Annotated in this window: 16 protein-coding genes; 4 read left to right on the forward strand and 12 right to left on the reverse strand. The window is 62.7% G+C overall.

The genetic code is table 11. The features are described 5' to 3' along the window. Nucleotides 1–79: 79 nt before the first annotated feature. From IBX54_RS06180 to IBX54_RS06215, 8 genes are all read right to left on the reverse strand, one after another. A complete protein-coding gene (locus IBX54_RS06180; protein ID WP_296541790.1) occupies nt 80–283 on the reverse strand; it encodes a zinc-finger domain-containing protein in 204 nt (67 codons plus the stop codon). Between the two features lie 145 nt (nt 284–428). Next, complete coding sequence (locus IBX54_RS06185; RefSeq protein WP_296541791.1) at nt 429–1,379, reverse strand: branched-chain amino acid transaminase; 951 nt, start codon at nt 1,377–1,379, stop codon at nt 429–431. Between the two features lie 89 nt (nt 1,380–1,468). Then, nucleotides 1,469–2,863, reverse strand: coding sequence for an ATP-binding protein (locus IBX54_RS06190; protein ID WP_296541792.1), 1,395 nt, complete (start codon nt 2,861–2,863; stop codon nt 1,469–1,471). A 13-nt stretch (nt 2,864–2,876) separates the two neighbouring features. Then, on the reverse strand, nt 2,877–3,548 hold the full coding sequence (locus IBX54_RS06195) for a winged helix-turn-helix domain-containing protein (RefSeq protein WP_296541793.1): 672 nt from the start codon (nt 3,546–3,548) through the stop codon (nt 2,877–2,879). After that, on the reverse strand, nt 3,529–4,221 hold the full coding sequence (locus IBX54_RS06200) for a cytochrome b/b6 domain-containing protein (RefSeq protein ID WP_296541794.1): 693 nt from the start codon (nt 4,219–4,221) through the stop codon (nt 3,529–3,531). The genes IBX54_RS06195 and IBX54_RS06200 overlap by 20 nt, the downstream gene beginning before the upstream one ends. 200 nt (nt 4,222–4,421) lie before the next feature. After that, nucleotides 4,422–5,828: a DNA repair protein RadA gene (radA, locus tag IBX54_RS06205; RefSeq protein WP_296541795.1), complete on the reverse strand. Its 1,407-nt coding sequence runs from the start codon at nt 5,826–5,828 to the stop codon at nt 4,422–4,424. Between the two features lie 16 nt (nt 5,829–5,844). Next, the gene (locus tag IBX54_RS06210; RefSeq protein ID WP_296541796.1) at nt 5,845–6,933 is read right to left on the reverse strand and encodes a PQQ-like beta-propeller repeat protein; all 1,089 of its coding nucleotides are present in this window, start codon (nt 6,931–6,933) and stop codon (nt 5,845–5,847) included. Next, nucleotides 6,933–7,832, reverse strand: a complete 900-nt coding sequence (locus IBX54_RS06215; protein WP_296541797.1) for a hypothetical protein — start codon at nt 7,830–7,832, stop codon at nt 6,933–6,935. The genes IBX54_RS06210 and IBX54_RS06215 overlap by 1 nt, the downstream gene beginning before the upstream one ends. 171 nt (nt 7,833–8,003) lie before the next feature. On the opposite strand from IBX54_RS06215, the gene IBX54_RS06220 reads away from it, so the two are divergent. Next, nucleotides 8,004–10,655 (forward strand): cation-translocating P-type ATPase, encoded by a 2,652-nt coding sequence (locus IBX54_RS06220; RefSeq protein ID WP_296541798.1) that lies wholly within the window; start codon nt 8,004–8,006, stop codon nt 10,653–10,655. An 11-nt stretch (nt 10,656–10,666) separates the two neighbouring features. Here IBX54_RS06220 and alr read toward each other — a convergent pair whose 3' ends face one another. Beyond that, nucleotides 10,667–11,761, reverse strand: coding sequence for an alanine racemase (alr, locus tag IBX54_RS06225; protein ID WP_296541799.1), 1,095 nt, complete (start codon nt 11,759–11,761; stop codon nt 10,667–10,669). 122 nt (nt 11,762–11,883) lie between these two features. Here alr and lplT point away from each other — a divergent pair, with 122 nt between their 5' ends. Continuing rightward, on the forward strand, nt 11,884–13,167 hold the full coding sequence (lplT, locus tag IBX54_RS06230) for a lysophospholipid transporter LplT (RefSeq protein ID WP_296541800.1): 1,284 nt from the start codon (nt 11,884–11,886) through the stop codon (nt 13,165–13,167). 16 nt (nt 13,168–13,183) lie between these two features. Continuing rightward, nucleotides 13,184–13,669 carry a glutathione peroxidase gene (locus IBX54_RS06235; RefSeq protein ID WP_296541801.1) on the forward strand — a complete coding sequence of 162 codons (486 nt, stop codon included), beginning with the start codon at nt 13,184–13,186 and terminating at the stop codon, nt 13,667–13,669. A 19-nt stretch (nt 13,670–13,688) separates the two neighbouring features. Here IBX54_RS06235 and IBX54_RS06240 read toward each other — a convergent pair whose 3' ends face one another. Continuing rightward, nucleotides 13,689–14,747 carry a 3-deoxy-7-phosphoheptulonate synthase gene (locus IBX54_RS06240; RefSeq protein ID WP_296541802.1) on the reverse strand — a complete coding sequence of 353 codons (1,059 nt, stop codon included), beginning with the start codon at nt 14,745–14,747 and terminating at the stop codon, nt 13,689–13,691. A gap of 220 nt (nt 14,748–14,967) precedes the next feature. Between IBX54_RS06240 and IBX54_RS06245 the strand changes: the two genes are divergently transcribed. Then, on the forward strand, nt 14,968–16,113 hold the full coding sequence (locus tag IBX54_RS06245; protein WP_296541803.1) for an FAD-binding oxidoreductase: 1,146 nt from the start codon (nt 14,968–14,970) through the stop codon (nt 16,111–16,113). A 107-nt stretch (nt 16,114–16,220) separates the two neighbouring features. Here IBX54_RS06245 and IBX54_RS06250 read toward each other — a convergent pair whose 3' ends face one another. Both IBX54_RS06250 and IBX54_RS06255 read right to left on the reverse strand, forming a co-directional pair. Beyond that, nucleotides 16,221–16,976: an amino acid ABC transporter ATP-binding protein gene (locus IBX54_RS06250; RefSeq protein ID WP_296541804.1), complete on the reverse strand. Its 756-nt coding sequence runs from the start codon at nt 16,974–16,976 to the stop codon at nt 16,221–16,223. Between the two features lie 118 nt (nt 16,977–17,094). Continuing rightward, on the reverse strand, nt 17,095–17,751 hold the full coding sequence (locus IBX54_RS06255; RefSeq protein ID WP_296541805.1) for an amino acid ABC transporter permease: 657 nt from the start codon (nt 17,749–17,751) through the stop codon (nt 17,095–17,097). Between the last annotated feature and the right edge of the window lie 78 nt (nt 17,752–17,829).

Here is a 17,829-nt window from a genome sequence, read left to right on the forward strand (position 1 = left end):
CATGGATTGCTTCACTGCGTTCGCAATGACGGCCATTTGCGCAATGACAGCCTGAGCCTCATCGTTGCGGCCCGTTGTTTCAATGGCCTTGAAAGTGCTCGCCTTGCTTGAGCTTGTACAGCGTGCCGCAATAGGGGCACTTGGCCTGGCCGGTACGGGCCACGTCCAGATAGACCTTGGGGTGGCTGTTCCACAGCTTCATGTCGGCCAGCGGGCTGGGGCAATGCACGCCACCCTGGTGGTTGAGGTCTTTGGCCAGCAGTTCTATGGTTGCAGTTGTCATGGTGTCTTTCTAATCAGTTGAGGACAGAGCAAATTTGCTGCGCAAATCTTGGTCTGTCCCGCAAGGTTTCAGATTTGTTGAGGACAGAGCAAATTTTCTTCGCAAATCTTGGTCGGTCCCGCAAGGTTTCAAAATTGTTTCGGTTTCAAACTTTCGCCAGCCAATGGGCGTATTTGGGGTTGCGGCCGTTGACGATGTCAAAGAACGCGCTCTGGATTTTCTCGGTGATCGGGCCGCGGGTGCCAACGTAACCGGCCTTGCCCAGCTCAATGCGGTCGAGCTCGCGAATAGGCGTGATCTCGGCGGCCGTGCCGCTGAAGAACGCCTCGTCGCAAATGTAAACCTCGTCGCGTGTGATGCGCTTTTGCACCACCTCAATCCCCAGGTCCTGGCAAATGTGCAGCACGGTGTTGCGGGTAATGCCGTTGAGCGCCCCGGCCGACAAATCGGGCGTATAGACCACGCCATCTTTCACCACAAACAGGTTTTCGCCCGAACCCTCCGAGACAAAGCCGTTGGCATCGAGCAACATGGCTTCGTCATAGCCGTCGTCCAGCGCTTCCATGTTGGCCAGGATCGAGTTGGTGTAGTTGCTTACCGCCTTGGCCTGCGTCATGGTGATATTGACGTGGTGGCGCGTGTAGCTGGAAATCTTGACCCGTATGCCTCTGCTCATGCCCTCGTCGCCCAAATATGCGCCCCAGGCCCAGGCGGCCACCATCAGGTGGATGTGGTTGCCCTTGGGGCTGATGCCGAGCTTGCGGCTGCCGATCCAGCTCAAGGGGCGCAGGTAGCATGATGCCAACTTGTTCTCGCGCACCACGTCGAGCTGCGCCTGCATGATTTGTTCTTTGCTGAACGGGATCGTCATGCGCAAAATCTTGGCGCTGTTCAACAGCCGCTGGGTGTGCTCTTCGAGCCGGAAAATCGCCGTGCCGTCCGCTGTCTTATAGGCGCGCACCCCTTCAAAAACCCCGCAGCCGTAGTGCAGGGTGTGGGTCAGCACGTGGATCTTGGCATCTCGCCAATCCACCATCTGGCCATCCATCCAGATTTTTCCATCGCGGTCAGACAGGTCGGGCGGTAAGGGGCTCATCGGTTGTTCCTTCGGATTAAGGGGGCAATGCTGCAAATCGCCGATTTTACGGGCGCAGCGAAGCGTCTTGCGGACAATGTCAACCCAATTCAGGGTTTCCCCTGCGCCGCCGCCCAGCTCACCGTGACGCAAAGCCCGCCCAGCTGCTCGGAGCGGCTGACGCAAACCCGGGCCTGATAGACCGCGGCAATGCGCCGCACGATCGACCAGCCCAGGCCGCTGCCTGTTTTGTCAGTGCCCAGCACGCGGTAAAAACGCTCACCCAGGCGCGCCATCTCGGCCTCGGTCAGACCCGGGCCGCTGTCCTGGACGCGCAGCATCACCTGCTTGCCATCGGCCATCACCGAAAGCGCCACCCGCGCCCCGTCCGGGCTGTAGCGCAGGGCGTTGTCCAGCAGGTTGCGCAGCAGCACGCTGGTCAGCATCTCATCGGCGTCGATGTAGGCCTTGGCGGGCGCGTCCAGTGCCAGTTCCTGCGCACGCGCCAAGGCGGTCGGGGCCAGATCGGCCGCCACCCGTTGCGCCACCGCGGTCACGTCCACCAGCCCGACTGGCGCGCCGTTGCGGGATGACTCCAGCCGTGAGAGCGTCAGCAGTTGCTCAACCAGATGGCTGGCGCGGTCGCAGCCGGCCAGGGTGTACCGGAGCGCATGGTCGCGCTGCGCGTTGTCGCTACCCGCGCCCAACGCCACCTGGGCCTGGGTGCGAATGGCGGCAATCGGCGTGCGCAGTTCGTGCGCGGCATCGGCGGTAAAACGGCGCTCGGCATCGACCATGGCCTGAATGCGCTCGAACAAGGCATTGAGCGCGTGCACCACGGGCTCAACTTCTGTCGGCAAGTCAGGCAGCAGCACTGGCTCCAGCGCTTGCGGCTGACGTTGCGCCAGCGCCCGGCTCAGCTGCCGCAGTGGCGCCAGGCCATTGCGCACGGCCAGCCAGCCCACCAGCGCCAACAGCGGCAGGGCATAGAGCAACGGTGTCAGTACGCCCTCGAGCACGGCCCACAATATCGAGTCGCGGGAGTCGATTTGCTCGCCCACAAAAACCTGGATATCGCCTTCGCTGCCCTGCGCGGCAAACACCCGCCAGTCAGAACGGTCACCGAATTGCACGGTAGAAAATCCGCGCGCTTTTTTCGCCATCGGTGTCGTGCCGGCATTGGCCGAGCGCATGGTGAGCTGGCCTTCGTGGAAGACCTGGAACGCCACGCGCGGTGCATATTTGTGCAGCGAAGGTGCGTTTTCCACGGGGCCGCCTGCTTCGCCACGCCCGCTCGCGACGCCGGATGCATCGCCGTGTCCGCCTTGCTGCACGATCAGCAAGGCCGCCGACTGCGCCAGATGGCCGTCGAGCAGTTCGTCAAGCTCATCACTGGCATCGACCCAGATGAACCCGGCGGCACCGAGCCAGACCAGCGTCACCAGCAACAGCAACAGTGCCAGCAAACGCGCTTGCAGCGACTTTAAATTGGGCAGCAAGGTCATATATGTGCGCGTTTCAAGCGCCCTGGCTGGCGTGCAGCAGGGTGTAGCCGATGCCACGCACAGTCTGAATCAGGTCGGCCCGCAGCTTTTTGCGCAGGTGGTGGATGTGCACTTCAACGGCATTGCTTTCCACCTCGTGGCCCCAGCTGTAGAGCTGCTGCTCGAGCTGCTCGCGCGACAAAATGCGGCCCTGCGCCAGCATCAGCGCGTGCAGCAAGTCAAACTCCCGGGTTGAGAGGGCGACGGGCAGCCCGTCAAAAATCACTTGACGGCCGGCCGGGTTCATCTGCAGTTCGCCGCAGGTCAGCATATCCTGGATTTGGCCATGCGCGCGGCGCACCAGCGAGCGCAGGCGCGCCCCCAGCTCAAACAAATCCACGGGTTTGAGCACATAGTCATCGGCGCCCAGATCGAGCCCCCTGATGCGCTCCGGCACCGTGTCGCGGGCGGTCAGCACCAGCACCGGCGTGGCTATTTTTTTGCTGCGCAAGGCCTGCAGCACATCCAGGCCATCTTTTTGCGGCAGCCCCAGGTCAAGCACCGCCGCCTGGTAGTCGCCGGTGCTGATTTCGCGCTCTGCCGCCAGGCCGTCGCGCACCCAATCCACCTGAAACCCCTGCTGACGCAGCCCGGCACGCAGACCGTCGCCGAGCATGGTGTCGTCTTCAGCCAGCAGAATTCGCATTGGAAAACCTCAAGGTGGTGTTGACGCTGATGATAGTGTCGGTGTGCGGCGGGTTTTGCCACTGCAGCCACCAAAAACCCCACACGCCCGCCAGTACCAGCGCCGCGATCGGCCACCATGTCCAGCGAATGGCTTGCTCAGCGCGGCCCAGTTTGTAGCCGTTGAGCATCGAGCGCGCCAGATTTTGACGCTCCATCAGGCTGGCAAACACAACCCCGGCCACATGCACCGCCACCACCGCCAGCATGAAGGCGGCCGCGCCTTCGTGGAATTCCTTGATCAGCTTGGGGCCGCCGCTCACATAAAGCCAGCCACTGAGCACAATGACCAGCGTGGACAACAGCATCAAGATAATCGACACCGAACCCAGCGGGTTGTGCCCCACCGGGTGTTCAGCCTTGAAACTGAGCAGCTGGCCGGCGTAGCGCGCCACCTCTTTGGGCTTGCGGATGAAATTGGCAAAGCGGGCATAGCGCGTGCCAATCAGCCCCCAGACCAACCTGAACGCCACCAGCCCGAGCATGGTGTAACCCAGCGTCAGGTGGACAGCCAGCAAGCGGTCAAAGTCGGCGCTCAGGTAGGCACCGGCAAAACACAAGGCCAGCAACCAGTGAAACACCCGGGTGGGGGCGTCCCAGACGAGAATTTTGACTTTGGATGGAGCAAGGGGCATGGTTCAGACTGGTAACTTTGATGCCCTGACTTTATTGTGTGCAGATTAAGGGGGTCTTAACTTAAATCACTAACTTCATGACAATACTTTCACCCCAAAGGATGAAAGATAGTCGTCATTGCGAGTCGCGCAGCGACGTGGCAATCCATGCACTTTGGGGCCATGGATTGCTTCACTTTGTTCGCAATGACGCCGCTCTTTTACAGGCTTCTCACCACCTCCATGGCCTGCTCGACACGCTCCACGGCGTGAATCGTCAGACCTTCGAAGTCTTTCGACTTGAGGTTTTTAGGCACATTGGCCTTCGGCACCACGGCCACGCTGAAGCCCAGTTTGGCAGCTTCTTTCAGGCGCTCCTGACCGCGCGGCGCGGGGCGCACTTCACCGGCCAGGCCGACCTCGCCAAAGGCGAAAAAGCCTTTGGGCAGCGGCTTGCCACGCAAGCTCGAGGTGATGGCCAGCAGCACCGCCAGGTCGGCCGCCGGCTCTGAAATGCGCACGCCGCCCACGGCGTTGACAAACACGTCCTGGTCCATGCAGGCCACCCCGGCGTGGCGGTGCAGCACGGCCAGCAGCATGGCCAGACGGTCTTTGTCGAGCCCCACGCTCAGGCGCCTGGGAGAGGGCCCGCCACTGTCCACCAGCGCCTGAATTTCGACCAACATCGGGCGCGTGCCTTCCAGCGTGACCATGACGCAACTGCCCGGCACCGGCTCGGCGTGCTGGCTCAAAAAGATCGCGCTCGGGTTGCTGACCCCCTTGAGGCCTTTTTCGGTCATGGCAAAAACGCCGATCTCGTTGACCGCGCCAAAGCGGTTTTTGATGGCCCGCACCAGCCGAAAGCTGCTGTGCGTGTCGCCCTCAAAGTACAGCACGGTATCGACCATGTGCTCGAGCACGCGCGGGCCCGCCAGCGCGCCTTCTTTGGTGACGTGGCCGACCAGCACAATACAGGTGGCCCGACTGAGCGTGGTGCCGTCCTGGCGGCCGCTGGCCTTGGCATAACGCGTCAGGTGGGCGGCGCATTCGCGCACCTGCGCCACGGAACCCGGCGCCGAAGTGAGCTGGTCGGAATAGACCGTCTGGATCGAGTCGATCACCGCAATGTCGGGTTGCATGGCCTGCAGCGTGTTCAGAATTTTCTCAAGACCAATTTCAGCCAGCACCTTCACCTGTGAGCCAGCCAGCCCCAGGCGCCGCGCCCGCAGCGCCACCTGGGCGCCGCTTTCCTCGCCGGTAACATACAGCGTGCTCTGCCCGCTGCGCTGCAGTGAATCCAGCGCCTGCAGCAACAGCGTCGATTTGCCAATGCCGGGGTCGCCGCCAATGAGCACCACGCCGCCCTCGACCATGCCGCCGCCCAGCACCCGGTCCAGCTCTATGTGGCCGGTGGGGGTGCGCGCCATATCGACCGCGTCGATGTCGCCCAGCACGGCCACTTCAGCCGTTTTGGCCAGCGAGGCAAAGCGGTTTTTGACCGGCGAAGCGCTCTCGGCGGCGGATTCGATCAGCGTGTTCCAGGCATTGCAGCTCGGGCATTTGCCCTGCCATTTGGGGCTGGTGCCGCCGCAGTCGGAGCAGACGTAGTGGGTTTTTTCTTTGGCCATGGCGGGGATGTTATCCCTACCACTGCACCAGTTGCACCTCGCCCGTGTCGCTGGCCATGACGGCGCGCCTGCCCGGCAACGGTGACACCGTGGGGCGCAGGTCGTGCGCAAAGGGAATGCGCTGCAACTCACGGCCATCGGCCACGTCGAGCACATGCAGCACCTGCTTCATGTCCAGGCAAAACACCTGGTTCTCGAACGTCACAATCTCGGCCATCATGTGACCCCAATTGTCTGCACTCTTGCCATAGCGGGTGGTCTGGTGGCGCCAGCGCACCCGGCCAGTGGCCACGTCAATGGCGTAGATCCAGCCGGTGGGTGACCACAGGTAAGCGGTGTCACCCGCCACATGGTGCGAATTGATGAAGTTACCCGCCTTGAACTTCCAGAGCACCTTGCCGGTATCGACGTTGATGCCGTAGAGCAGTTCGGTGTAAGTGCCGGCCACCAACACCTTGCCGGTGACGTACATCTGGCGCACGTATTGCCATTCTTTCTTTTCGTCGAGCTTCCATGTGAGCTTGCCATCGGCCCGGTTGACCGCGTAGAGCTTGCCGTCGCCCGGTCCGAAGAATACCGTCTCGCCCGCCACCGTGGGCGCATAGGCGGCGGTGCAGTCGTCGGTGTCCGGGGCAAAGCGCCAGTCGATGGCGCCGCTCTGGTTATTCAGCGCCAGCAGCCAATGGCCGTCGCCCACGTAGGTGTGGTCAGCATCCACAAAAGGCGTGCCCACTTGCAAAATGGCCTTGTGCAGCCACAGCGGCTGGCCATCAGCCTGGGCCCAGCCGCCCAGTTCGTGCCGACCACCGGAGATGACGAGCACCCCCGCAGCGCGCGGCCGGTACACGGCGTTGCTGCTCAAGCGGTGCGGTATGTTCCAGGTGAGAGCGGCGTTGTCGGGGTCGATGCGCCCCAGAGTTTTGTCACCGTTAAAAAAAATGTGGCCATCCAGCAGGGCCAAAGGTGCCAAAGTGGCGTTGCCACTGGCCCAGCGCCGCACCACCGTGGGTGCTTGGGTCGCTGCAGAAACAACAAAGGTGGGCAAAAGCCCACCTGCTGCGAGGGCCGCCACAAAGTGGCGGCGGTTCAGATTGCCAGACACCATCAATCGCACTTGGCCCCTTGCTTGATCCAGGCAGCAAGAATGGTGGTGTTGGGATGGTCACGCGGCTCGGCCGGGCTGATGCCGGGAGGCATGCGGTCTTCGGACAGGTGCTGCCAGATGAAGCTTTTCTCGGGGCTGCCGGCCACGATCACCTTGGTGGCTTTGTCAACGCCCTTGGCCACCGAGTCCGCACCCAGCATGATGCCGGCGTGGCTGCTCATGTCCAACTCATGGAAGCTCGGGGGTTCCTGGTTGGACATGTGGCAAGCGGTACAAGCCGGTGTATCAGGGCCGAATGCATTGGCGGTAGTGAACAGCGGCAACACGTTCTTCTTGAAGTTGTCATCGTTCTTGGCACCGTCGGCAATCCATTGCTTGACCATCATGTGGTTTGGCGTGTAAGTGGACTGCTCGAAGCCCTGGCCCAGCGGCATGCGGTTGTTGCGCAGACGGCGGATCAGGATGTCGCGCTTGGCTTCGGTACCCGGTGTGAACAGCGCGCGTTTTGGTTTTTCAGTGGAGCCTTCAATGATGCCCTTGCAGGTGGACAGGTCCAGCCCACGGTAGCTCTTGCTGGGGTCATTGGAGTTGTGGCACGTGGTGCAAGCCACGCCGGGGCCAAAGGCATTGGGCGTGTTCATCAGGATATTGATGTATTTGTAGGTGATGGGAATGCTGCGCTTGATGATCAGCTCCTGCACCACGTGGTCGTCGTCACCGGCTTCGCTGATCTTGCCTTCTTTCATGTCTTGGATGTATTGCTCGGCGATGGAGCGCTTGCCGGACGGCTTGTCCTGAGCGTGGCTGGTGCTCATAAAGGCAAAGCTGAGCCCGGCCACAACACAAACCGCTTTGGCGACCTGAAATAATTGTTGTTTGGTGGAGGGTATTTGTGACATTGATGACTCCTGTGGGTTGAAAGCGACCTATCTTAAAAGGCTTAAGCAATGTCAGGTGCAGGGGTTTTCTCTTACAAAAGTTACGAAATATCACGTTTTTGGCAGGTTCTGGCACCTTTCTTACGGCAATTACGCTCAGCAATCGTGAAAATTGGTCTTGGAGGGAAAACCATGGTTTTGCACGCAACCGACCATAGCGCAAGCGTTGATGCGCCAAGCGCGCCCGATGTAGCGGGTTTGAGCACCGCGCAGGCCGCCCGTGCCTTGCAGGACGACGGCCCCAATGAGCTGCCCGATGCGCAAAAACGCACCCTGCTGAGCATCGCGCGCGAAACCCTTTCCGACCCGATGTTCGCCCTGCTGCTGGCCGCAGGCATTTTGTACCTGGTGCTGGGCGATCTGCAGGAAGGCCTGGTTTTGTTCGGCCTGGTGCTGGTGGTGCTGGCCCTGACCCTGTACCAGGAGGGCAAGACCGAGCGCGCCATCGAATCCCTGCGCGACCTCACCAGCCCGCGCGCCCTGGTGCTGCGTGACGGCGCGGCGCAGCGCATTGCCGGGCGCGAGGTGGTGTGTGGTGATGTGCTGCTGCTGGCCGAGGGCGACCGCGTCCCAGCCGATGCGGTGCTGCTGCAGGGTGCCGAGGTGCAGGTGGATGAATCGCTGCTGACCGGCGAGCCGATGCCGGTGGACAAGGCAGTGGCAACAGCTGACCGGTCCGACGAACCTGGCGCACCCGGGTCCGCCCTGTTTTCGGGCACCTTGCTGGTGCGCGGGCAAGGGCTGGCACGCGTCACGGCCACGGGCAGGCACAGTGAAATTGGCCGCATCGGGCTGGCGCTGGGTGGCTTGACCGCCGAGGTCTCGCCGCTCAAACAGCAAATGGCACGCCTGGTCAGGCTGCTGGCGTTGCTGGCCTTGTTTGCCAGCCTGTTCTTGCTGGCCGCCTACGGGCTGATGCGCGGCGACTGGCTGGCTGCCTTGCTGGCCGCCATTGCGCTGGCCATGGCCTTGTTGCCGCAGGAATTCACCGTGGTACTGACCGTGATTCCCGCTCTGGGGGCCTGGCGCCTGTCCCGACAAAACGTGTTGACGCGGCGTATTGCCGCCATCGAGACCCTGGGCGCCACCAGCGTCTTGTGCGCCGACAAAACCGGCACCCTCACAGAAAACCGCATGACCGTCAGCGAGCTGGATGTGCCGCCACGCCAGGCACACCCATTGCCGGGCGGCGAAGTCTCCAAGCCCTGTGCCACTGCCGACCACCTGAGCATTGACTACGCCACCACGACGGAGTTGCCCGAATGCTTTCACACGCTGGTGGAGTATTCCATTCTGGCCAGCGTCACCGACCCATTTGACCCGATGGAAAAAGCCTTCCATCGTCTGGGGCAACACTTTTTGCAGGACACCGAACACCTGCACCACGACTGGACGCTGATGCAGACCTACGGCCTGACACCCGAGCTGCGTGCCATGTCGCATGTCTGGCAAGCCCAAATTGGCGACGCGCATGTGGTGGCGGCCAAGGGCGCGCCTGAAGCCATTGTCGATTTATGCCATCTGGACAGCGCCGCACAACAGCGCATTGCCGGCGCAGTCGAGGCGATGGCCGCCAAGGGGCTGCGCGTGCTGGCGGTGGCAGGCGGACGCTTCGAAGGCCACGACTGGCCCGCCATCGAGCACGACTTTGACTTTGAATTCATTGGCCTGCTGGGACTGGCCGACCCGCTGCGCGCCGAAATTCCAAAGGCCATCACGCAAGCCCGCAGCGCCGGCATCCGGGTGGTGATGATCACCGGCGACTATCCCGCAACCGCCATGGCCATTGCCCGCCAGGCCGGGCTCAAACCGGCGGCCGATGGCCTCCTGACCGGCGACGCACTGGATGATTTGACCGATGCCGAGCTACAGCAGCGCATGGCCAGCGTGTGCGTCTGCGCGCGCATCGCCCCGAGGCAAAAGCTGCGCATTGTGCAAGCCCTGAAGGCGGCGGGCGAGGTGGTAGCCATGACCGGCGACGGTGTCAACGACGCCCCGGCCCTGAAAGCCGCGCATGTGGGCGTGGCCATGGGCGGACGCGGCACCGACGTGGCGCGCGAGGCCGCATCCATCGTGCTGCTCGACGACAACTTCGCCTCGATTGTTGGCGCGGTGCGTCTGGGCCGGCGAATTTTTGACAATTTGCGCAAGTCGATGAGCTACATCCTGGCGGTGCACGTGCCGATTGCCGGCATGGCACTGCTGCCGGTGCTGCTGGGCTGGCCCACGATGCTGTTCCCACTGCACATCGCGTTTCTGGAACTGGTGATCGACCCGGCCTGCTCGATGGTGTTCGAGAACGAACCCGCCGAGTCCGACGTCATGCAACGCCCGCCGCGCGATGTGCAGCAACCGCTGTTTGGCGGCATCACGCTGGGGCTGGCGCTTGTGCAAGGCGTGGGTGCGCTGGCCGTGGTGCTGCTGGCCACGTTCTGGGGCCAATCCCAGTTGACCGAAGGCGCAACGCGCGCCCTGGCCTTTGCCGTGCTGGTGTTCACCAATCTGGCGCTGATTTTTTCCAACCGCAGCCGCGCCGGTTCGCTGTGGGCCAGTTTATGGGTACCCAACCGCACACTGTGGTGGGTGGTGGTGGCCGCCCTGGGTTTGCTGGGGCTGGTCCTCTATGTGCCGTGGCTGGTGGGTTTGTTTTTGTTCGAGCCATTGCCCTTGACCTGGCTTGCAGCCGCAGCGGGTTTGGGGTTGGCCAGCGTGCTGTGGTTTGAATGGCTCAAGGTCATCCATGGCCAGCTGTTGTCAGAGCACGTCGCTACGCGAGTGGTCTGACCCGCAAAGTTTCAACCAGCCACCTGCACCGGCACGCGCTGGGCCAGCGCGCACATCAGCTCGTAGCCTAGCGTGCCGGCCGCCTGCGCCACTTCGTCAATGCCCAGCACAACACCGTTGGCGGCACGCCCCCACAGCGTCACCTCGGTGCCCATGTCGGCCTCGGGCACCGGCGTCAGGTCCACCGTCACCATGTCCATGCTGACGCGCCCGACCAGTCGGCTGCGCACACCGGCCACCAGCACCGGCGTGCCGGTGGGGCACACGCGCGGGTAGCCGTCGGCATAACCGCAGGCCACCACACCCAGGCGCAGCGGTGCCTCGGCGACAAACTTCGAGCCATAACCGACGCTGGCGCCGGCCGCAATGTCTTGCACGGCGATGATTTTTGCCGCCAGCGTCATGGCCGGCTGCAAGCCCCACTCGGCAGCCAGGTGCTCGGGGTGGTCGGGCGAACTGCCATACAAGCTGATGCCCGGCCTGATCCAGTCGCAAGCAGACACTGAATCGGCGTGGCGTAGGCTGGCCGCACTGTTGCTCAGAGAGCGTTCACCCGGCAAGTCACGCGTGACTTCGGCGAAACATGCCATTTGCGCGGCTATGCCCTGACCGCCATCGGCGTCGCTGAAGTGCGTCATGAGCGAGATTTCATCGACCTGCGGCAAGGCGTTCAGGCGCGCCCAGGCGCTGCGGTAACGCGCCGGGGTAAAGCCCAGCCGGTTCATGCCCGAATTCATCTTCAAGAACACGCGGTGACCGACATGGGTCTTGCAGGCGGCGAGCATGTCGATTTGGTCGTCGCAATGCACCGTGTGCCACAGGTCCAGCCGCGAGCACCACTCCAGGTCACGCGGCTCAAACACGCCTTCCAGCAACAAAATGGGGCCGCGCCAGCCAAGTTCGCGCACGCGTTGGGCCTCCTCCAGATCGAGCAGGGCAAAGCCATCGGCGCTGCGCAAGCCTTCAAACACGCGCTCGATGCCGTGGCCATACGCGTTGGCCTTGACCACCGCCCAGACCCGGGCGTCAGGGGCGGCCTGGCGGTTGCGCGCCAGGTTGTGCTGCAGGGCGGCGGCATGAATGGTGGCGAGGATCGGACGGGGCATGACAGGTCTGGGGAAATAGCGTGTGGGGCGATTTTGACACCGCCGCGGCGTGCTATAACCCGGTACCGTTTGGAGAAAAGACCCCCTCACAGCGCCGCTTTGAGCGGTTGCCAACAATATCGATGAAACGCGGCTTTTTTACCATCATGTCAGCGCAGTTTTTCAGCTCGCTGGCCGACAACGCCTTGTTTGTAGCCGCCGTGCAATTGCTGCGCACCAGCCACGCCCCGCAGTGGCAACAGGCCGCCCTGGTGCCCATGTTTGCCCTGTTTTACGTGGTGTTGGCACCTTTTGTCGGTGCCTTTGCCGACTCCATGCCCAAGGGCCGGGTCATGCTGGTGAGCAACTTCATCAAGGTGGGCGGCTGCCTGTTCATGCTGTTTGGCACCCATCCGCTGCTGGCTTACGCCGTGGTCGGCCTGGGCGCGGCGGCCTATTCACCGGCCAAATACGGCATCCTGACTGAACTCTTGCCGGCCTCGCAACTGGTCAAGGCCAATGGCTGGATCGAGGGCCTGACGATTGGCTCGATCATTCTGGGTGTCTTGTTGGGTGGCCAACTGGTCGGGCATCAAGTGTCGCGGCACTTGCTCGCCATCGACATCCCGGGCATCGACACCGGCATCAACAACCCGGCCGAAGCCGCCATTGCGGTGCTCATATTTGTCTATCTGCTGGCCGCCTGGTTCAACACCCACATTCCGCTCACCGGCGTGCTGATGCGCCCGATGCCCAAACGCCTGCTGACCCTACTGCCTGATTTCTGGACCTGCAACGCCCGCCTGTGGCGCGACAAGCTGGGGCAAATCTCTTTGGCCGCCACGACGTTGATCTGGGGCGTGGCGGGCAATTTGCGCTTTATCGTGCTGGCCTGGGCTGCCGCCGCTTTGGGTTACTCGGTCACGCAGGCATCGGCCTTGCAGGGGGTGGTGGCGATTGGCATGGCGTTGGGGGCCATGGTCGCTTCCATGCGCATGAAACTTGAGGACGGCCCGCGTGTGATCACGCTGGGCATTCTCATGGGCCTGCTGATCATTGGCCTGATTTTTATCACCAACGTCTGGGTGGCGGCGCCGTTCCTGATTTTGCTGGGCGCCTTGGGCGGCTTTTTGGTGGTTCCCATGAATGCGCTGCTGCAGCACCGCGGCCATAACCTGATGGGTGCCGGGCGCTCGATTGCGGTGCAGAATTTCAACGAACAAGCCTGTATTCTGGTGCTGGGCGCGCTCTACAGCCTGTCCACCGGCCTGGGTTTGCCGACCTTTGCGGCCATCACCGGTTTTGGCCTGGTGATTGCCGGCTTCATGTGGCTGATTCGTCGCTGGCATGCGCGCAACCTGGTGCTGCACCGCGAGGAAATCGACCACTTGCTGGCGATTGCCCGCAACGACAAGGCCCATGGCTGATTTTTAGGGAAAAGCAATGACCACTGTGAATGACTTTGAAGCCCTGTCAATTGACGGGAAACCCGTTGCCTTGAAAAATTTCAAGGACAAAGTGCTGTTGATCGTCAACACCGCCAGTGCCTGCGGTTTCACGCCGCAATTTGCCGGGCTGGAGAAGCTGCATCAAACCTATGGCAAACAGGGTCTGGTGGTGCTGGGTTTTCCGTGCAACCAGTTTGGCGCACAAGACAAGGGTTCCAACGACGAGATAGCCGGCTTTTGCCAGCGCAACTATGGCGTCACGTTCCAGATGATGGCCAAGATCGACGTCAACGGCACGGGCGCTCACCCGCTCTACCAGTGGCTGGCGGCCGAGGCACCCGGCCTGCTGGGCAGCAAATCGATCAAATGGAACTTCACCAAATTTCTGATCAGTAAGGAGGGTGCCGTGCTGAAACGCTATGCGCCCACCGATACGCCAGAGAGTCTGGCCAAAGACATCGAGGCCGCGCTGGCGGCTTGACGCAGCACTTGACGAGCCCTTAGCGATGCACGCTGCGCAGCCGCTGCGCCGCTTCGCGCAAGCCGCTGTTGGTGTCGTCCCAGCCCAGGCAGGCATCGGTGATCGACACACCGTAGCGCAGGCCCTCGGGGTCGGCCAGCTTCTGGTTGCCCTCGAACAGATTCGATTCCAGCATCACGCCCTTGATGGATTTGTTGCCATCGGCAATCTGGCCCACCACGTCTTTCAGCACCAGGCTTTGCAGCGCGTGGTTTTTGCGCGAGTTGCCGTGGCTGCAGTCCACCACGATGTTGACCGGCAAGTTGGCCCTGGCGAGTTCGGCTTCAGCTTGCGCCACGGCCACCGAGTCGTAATTCGGCTGTGCGCCGCCGCGCAAAATCAAATGGCCATGGGCGTTGCCCCGGGTTTGTGTGAGCGCCACCTGGCCCTCGCCATTGATGCCCAGAAAGGTGTGCGGCTGGGCTGCGGACAGCATGGCGTTGAGCGCCACTTCCAGATTGCCATCGGTGCCGTTCTTGAAGCCCACCGGGCTCGACAGGCCGCTGGCCAGTTCGCGGTGCGTCTGGCTCTCGGTGGTGCGCGCGCCAATCGCGCTCCAGGCAATCAGGTCGCCCAGGTACTGCGGCGTGATCGGGTCGAGCGCCTCGGTGCCGCAGGGCAGGCCCATCTCGTTGAGGTCCACCAGCAACTGGCGCGCCAGATGCAAGCCCTCTTCGATGCGAAACGAGCCGTCCATGCGCGGGTCGTTGATCAGGCCTTTCCAGCCCACGGTGGTGCGTGGTTTCTCAAAATAAACGCGCATCACGATGAAGAGCTGGTCTTGCAGCTCGTCGGCCAGCGCCTTCAGGCGTTGCGCGTAGTCCCGGGCCGCGACCAGGTCATGAATCGAGCACGGCCCGACCACCACCAACAAGCGCGGGTCGCGGCCCTGCAGGATGTTGGCCACGGCGGCACGGGCTGCGCTCACGGTGTGGGTGGCGCGCGCACTGGCGGGCACGGCATCGTGCAAGGCACTGGGCGGCAGCAGGGTTTGCTGAGCCAGCACGTTCAGGTTTTCAAGGGCATTGGGGAAGGTCATGGGGGTTTGAATAAAGCGGGAGTGGCCTTGATTTTATGGGCGCGTGGCGCAACTTCACGCGCAGCCTGTAGCCCGGATGCAGCGAAGCGAAATCCGGGGCCTTGCGCCGCGAAAATCGCCGCATTGCATCCGGGCTACAAGGCACGAGGGGAATTGAGGTGCACCACCCCCCGTAGCCAAAACCAGCCTCGATAATATGGCCTGCTCATTAACCAAAAACATGCCTGCCAGTCGACCTTTTCCCCATGTTGTTGTGATCGGCGCCGGCATCGTGGGCGCGGCCACCGCCTTTTACCTCAGCAGCGCAGGTGCCAAAGTGACCGTGCTCGATGCGCAGGCCCCGTCAGCGGGCGCCACCGGTGCCTCGGATGGCGCGGTGTCGGTGGCCAGCAAACGCCCCGGCGTGATGATGCAACTGGCGCGCCAGGCGCGCGACCTTTACGCCCAACTGGTGCGCGAAGAGGTGCTGACCAACCTGTTTCATACCCGCCCGACCTATTTATTTGCCCGCACCGAACAGGAAGTGGCGGTGATTGCTGCGCAGCAGCGCGACCTCGACGGCCAGGGCGAGGCCACGCTGTGGCTCGACCGCGCCATGCTGATGCGCCGCGTGCCGGGCTTGGGTGGCAGCGTGCTGGCCGGGCTCAAGGTGCCCAGGGACGGCCACGCCATTGGCTACCAGGTAACGCACCGCTTGCTGTCTCGCGCCAACGTGGTGCCACTGCGGCAGACCCCTGTGCTTGATCTGGTGATCGCCAACAACCGTGTGACAGGTGTCGAAACAGCCGCCGGGCGCATCATGGCTGACGTGGTGGTGCTGGCTGCAGGCATCGACTCGATGGCCTTTGTCGGCCTCGAGAAAGTGATGGTGCCACGCAAGGGCCAACTCATTGTGACCGACCGCGCCGCCTTTGGCTACGCGGCGCTGCCCGGGCCACTGATGTCAGCGAGTTACCTGGCCGCCAAACACACACCCACGGCCCAGCAAAGCTCGGTCAGCCTGGTGATCGACCCGCTGCGCACCGGCCAATTTTTGCTGGGCAGCAGCCGCGAGACCGGCCTGCTCGATCGCCAGACCGACATCCGCACGGTGGCGACGATTCTGCGCGAGGCCATTGATGTCTATCCGCCGCTGGCGCGCCAGCGCGTGATTCGCACCTTTGCCGGCATTCGCGCCACCACCGAAGACGGCCTGCCCATCGTTGGCCGACACCCCGAACTGGACGGCCTGATCCTGGCCACCGCCATGCAGGGCGACGGCATTTGCCTGGGGCCGCTGGTGGGCGCCGCCGTGGCGCGCTGGGCGCTGGGGCAAGACAGCGCGCAAGACTTGTCGGCCTTGTCGCCCGCCCGTTTCTTTTTCTGATACTTTGCGGGTCAGACCACTCGCGAAGCGACGTGCTTTGACCCCAACCAACCTGAAACCTTGCGGGTCAGACCACTCGCGAAGCGACGTGCTCTGACCCCAACACTTTAAGACTTGTCGTGAAAGCGCGCCAAAAAAGCCTGCGTGGCAGCCTGCTGCGGGTGGTCGATCACGTCTTTGGCCGGGCCGCTTTCCACCACCACGCCGTCGCGCATGAAGACCAGCACGTCGGCCACCTCGCGGGCAAAGGCAATTTCGTGGGTGACGATGACCATGGTCATGCCGTCTTTGGCCAGCGACTGAATCACCGCCAGCACCTCGCCCACCAGTTCGGGGTCGAGCGCCGAGGTGGCCTCGTCAAACAGCATCACCTGCGGCCGCATGGCCAACGCGCGGGCGATGGCCACGCGCTGTTTCTGACCACCCGAGAGCTGCTGCGGATGCGCGTCGGCCTTGTCCGCCAACCCGACTTTGGCCAACAGTTGCAAGGCCTGTTCGCGCGCTTGTGGCTTGGGCGTGCGCAGCACCGTGACCATGCCCTCCATCACGTTTTGCAGAGCAGTCATGTGCGGGAACAGGTTGAAATGCTGAAACACCATGCCGGTATTGGCCCGAAAACGCGACAACACGCGGTCGCCAGGTAGCTTGGTGGCGTCACCCTGGTAGCTGAAGGCGTGCGTGCCGACACGGATGCTGCCGGCATCGGGCAGGGTCAGCAAATTGATGCAGCGCAGCAGCGTGGATTTGCCCGAGCCCGACGGCCCTACCAGGGCCACCACCTGGCCCTTGGCCACTTGCATCGACACGTCGCGCAGCACCACGTTGTCGCCAAACTGCTTGCGCAGCCCCTGTATTTCAATCATGTCTAATTCTCGCAAAGTCAGGACTGACGCAAAACTGCCCCAGCTAGGCGTTCCGACGCAGGCATTACAGACGTAAGGCAAGGAGGAAGAACAACGCTGGGGCCGTTTTGCGTCAGTCCTAGGTGTCGGCGCGCCGTTCCAGCCGCTTGATCAGGCTGGTGGCGGGCAGCAGCACGGCCAGGTACATCAAGGCAATCAAGGTGTAGGTTTCCAGCGGCCGGTAGGTTTCGTGCACCACGGCTTGCGCCTGATAGACCAGGTCGGGCAGGGCCACGATGGAGACCAGCGAGGTATTTTTGAGCTGCATGATCGACTGGTTCAGCAGCGGCGGCGTCATGCGCCGCAGCGCCTGCGGCAACACCACGCGGCGCATGATCTGAAAGCGCGTCATGCCCAGCGCGCGCGCGGCTTCAGTCTGACCGATCTCGATCGAGATGATGCCGCCGCGGATGATCTCGGAGTAAAACGCGCCGCCGTACAAGGACAGCGCCAAGATCGCCGCCATGGCCGGCGACATTTCGATGCCCAGCAGCACCGGCAGCGCGTAGTAAAACCAGATGATCTGCACCAGCACCGGCGTGGAGCGGAACAGCTCCACATAGCCCTTCATGGGCCAGCGCACCACGCCCAAGCGCGACAACTGTCCCATGCCGGCGATCAGGCCAAACAGCAGGCCCAGCGCAATGCACATCGCGGTATAGCCCAGCGTGTAGAGCAGGCCGGTGGCAAACAGGCTGCGGTATGCCCACAAAAATTCAAAGTTCCACTGGTACACACATGCTCCTGTCGTTCAAAAAAACCGTCACTGCGATTGCCGCGTCACAGCGCTCCTTTGCCTGAACAGCTTCGTCAT

Origin of the sequence: Rhodoferax sp., from assembly GCF_014859475.1 — a bacterium.
Taxonomy (GTDB): domain Bacteria; phylum Pseudomonadota; class Gammaproteobacteria; order Burkholderiales; family Burkholderiaceae_C; genus Rhodoferax.

Bases quoted from the DNA above. Each gene is read 5' to 3' on its own strand.
- IBX54_RS06180 (WP_296541790.1), bottom strand. From the start codon at position 283: ATGACAACTGCAACCATAGAACTGCTGGCCAAAGACCTCAACCACCAG.
- IBX54_RS06185 (WP_296541791.1), bottom strand. From the start codon at position 1,379: ATGAGCCCCTTACCGCCCGACCTGTCTGACCGCGATGGAAAAATCTGG.
- IBX54_RS06190 (WP_296541792.1), bottom strand. From the start codon at position 2,863: ATGACCTTGCTGCCCAATTTAAAGTCGCTGCAAGCGCGTTTGCTGGCA.
- IBX54_RS06195 (WP_296541793.1), bottom strand. From the start codon at position 3,548: ATGCGAATTCTGCTGGCTGAAGACGACACCATGCTCGGCGACGGTCTG.
- IBX54_RS06200 (WP_296541794.1), bottom strand. From the start codon at position 4,221: ATGCCCCTTGCTCCATCCAAAGTCAAAATTCTCGTCTGGGACGCCCCC.
- radA (WP_296541795.1), bottom strand. From the start codon at position 5,828: ATGGCCAAAGAAAAAACCCACTACGTCTGCTCCGACTGCGGCGGCACC.
- IBX54_RS06210 (WP_296541796.1), bottom strand. From the start codon at position 6,933: ATGGTGTCTGGCAATCTGAACCGCCGCCACTTTGTGGCGGCCCTCGCA.
- IBX54_RS06215 (WP_296541797.1), bottom strand. From the start codon at position 7,832: ATGTCACAAATACCCTCCACCAAACAACAATTATTTCAGGTCGCCAAA.
- IBX54_RS06220 (WP_296541798.1), top strand. From the start codon at position 8,004: ATGGTTTTGCACGCAACCGACCATAGCGCAAGCGTTGATGCGCCAAGC.
- alr (WP_296541799.1), bottom strand. From the start codon at position 11,761: ATGCCCCGTCCGATCCTCGCCACCATTCATGCCGCCGCCCTGCAGCAC.
- lplT (WP_296541800.1), top strand. From the start codon at position 11,884: ATGAAACGCGGCTTTTTTACCATCATGTCAGCGCAGTTTTTCAGCTCG.
- IBX54_RS06235 (WP_296541801.1), top strand. From the start codon at position 13,184: ATGACCACTGTGAATGACTTTGAAGCCCTGTCAATTGACGGGAAACCC.
- IBX54_RS06240 (WP_296541802.1), bottom strand. From the start codon at position 14,747: ATGACCTTCCCCAATGCCCTTGAAAACCTGAACGTGCTGGCTCAGCAA.
- IBX54_RS06245 (WP_296541803.1), top strand. From the start codon at position 14,968: ATGCCTGCCAGTCGACCTTTTCCCCATGTTGTTGTGATCGGCGCCGGC.
- IBX54_RS06250 (WP_296541804.1), bottom strand. From the start codon at position 16,976: ATGATTGAAATACAGGGGCTGCGCAAGCAGTTTGGCGACAACGTGGTG.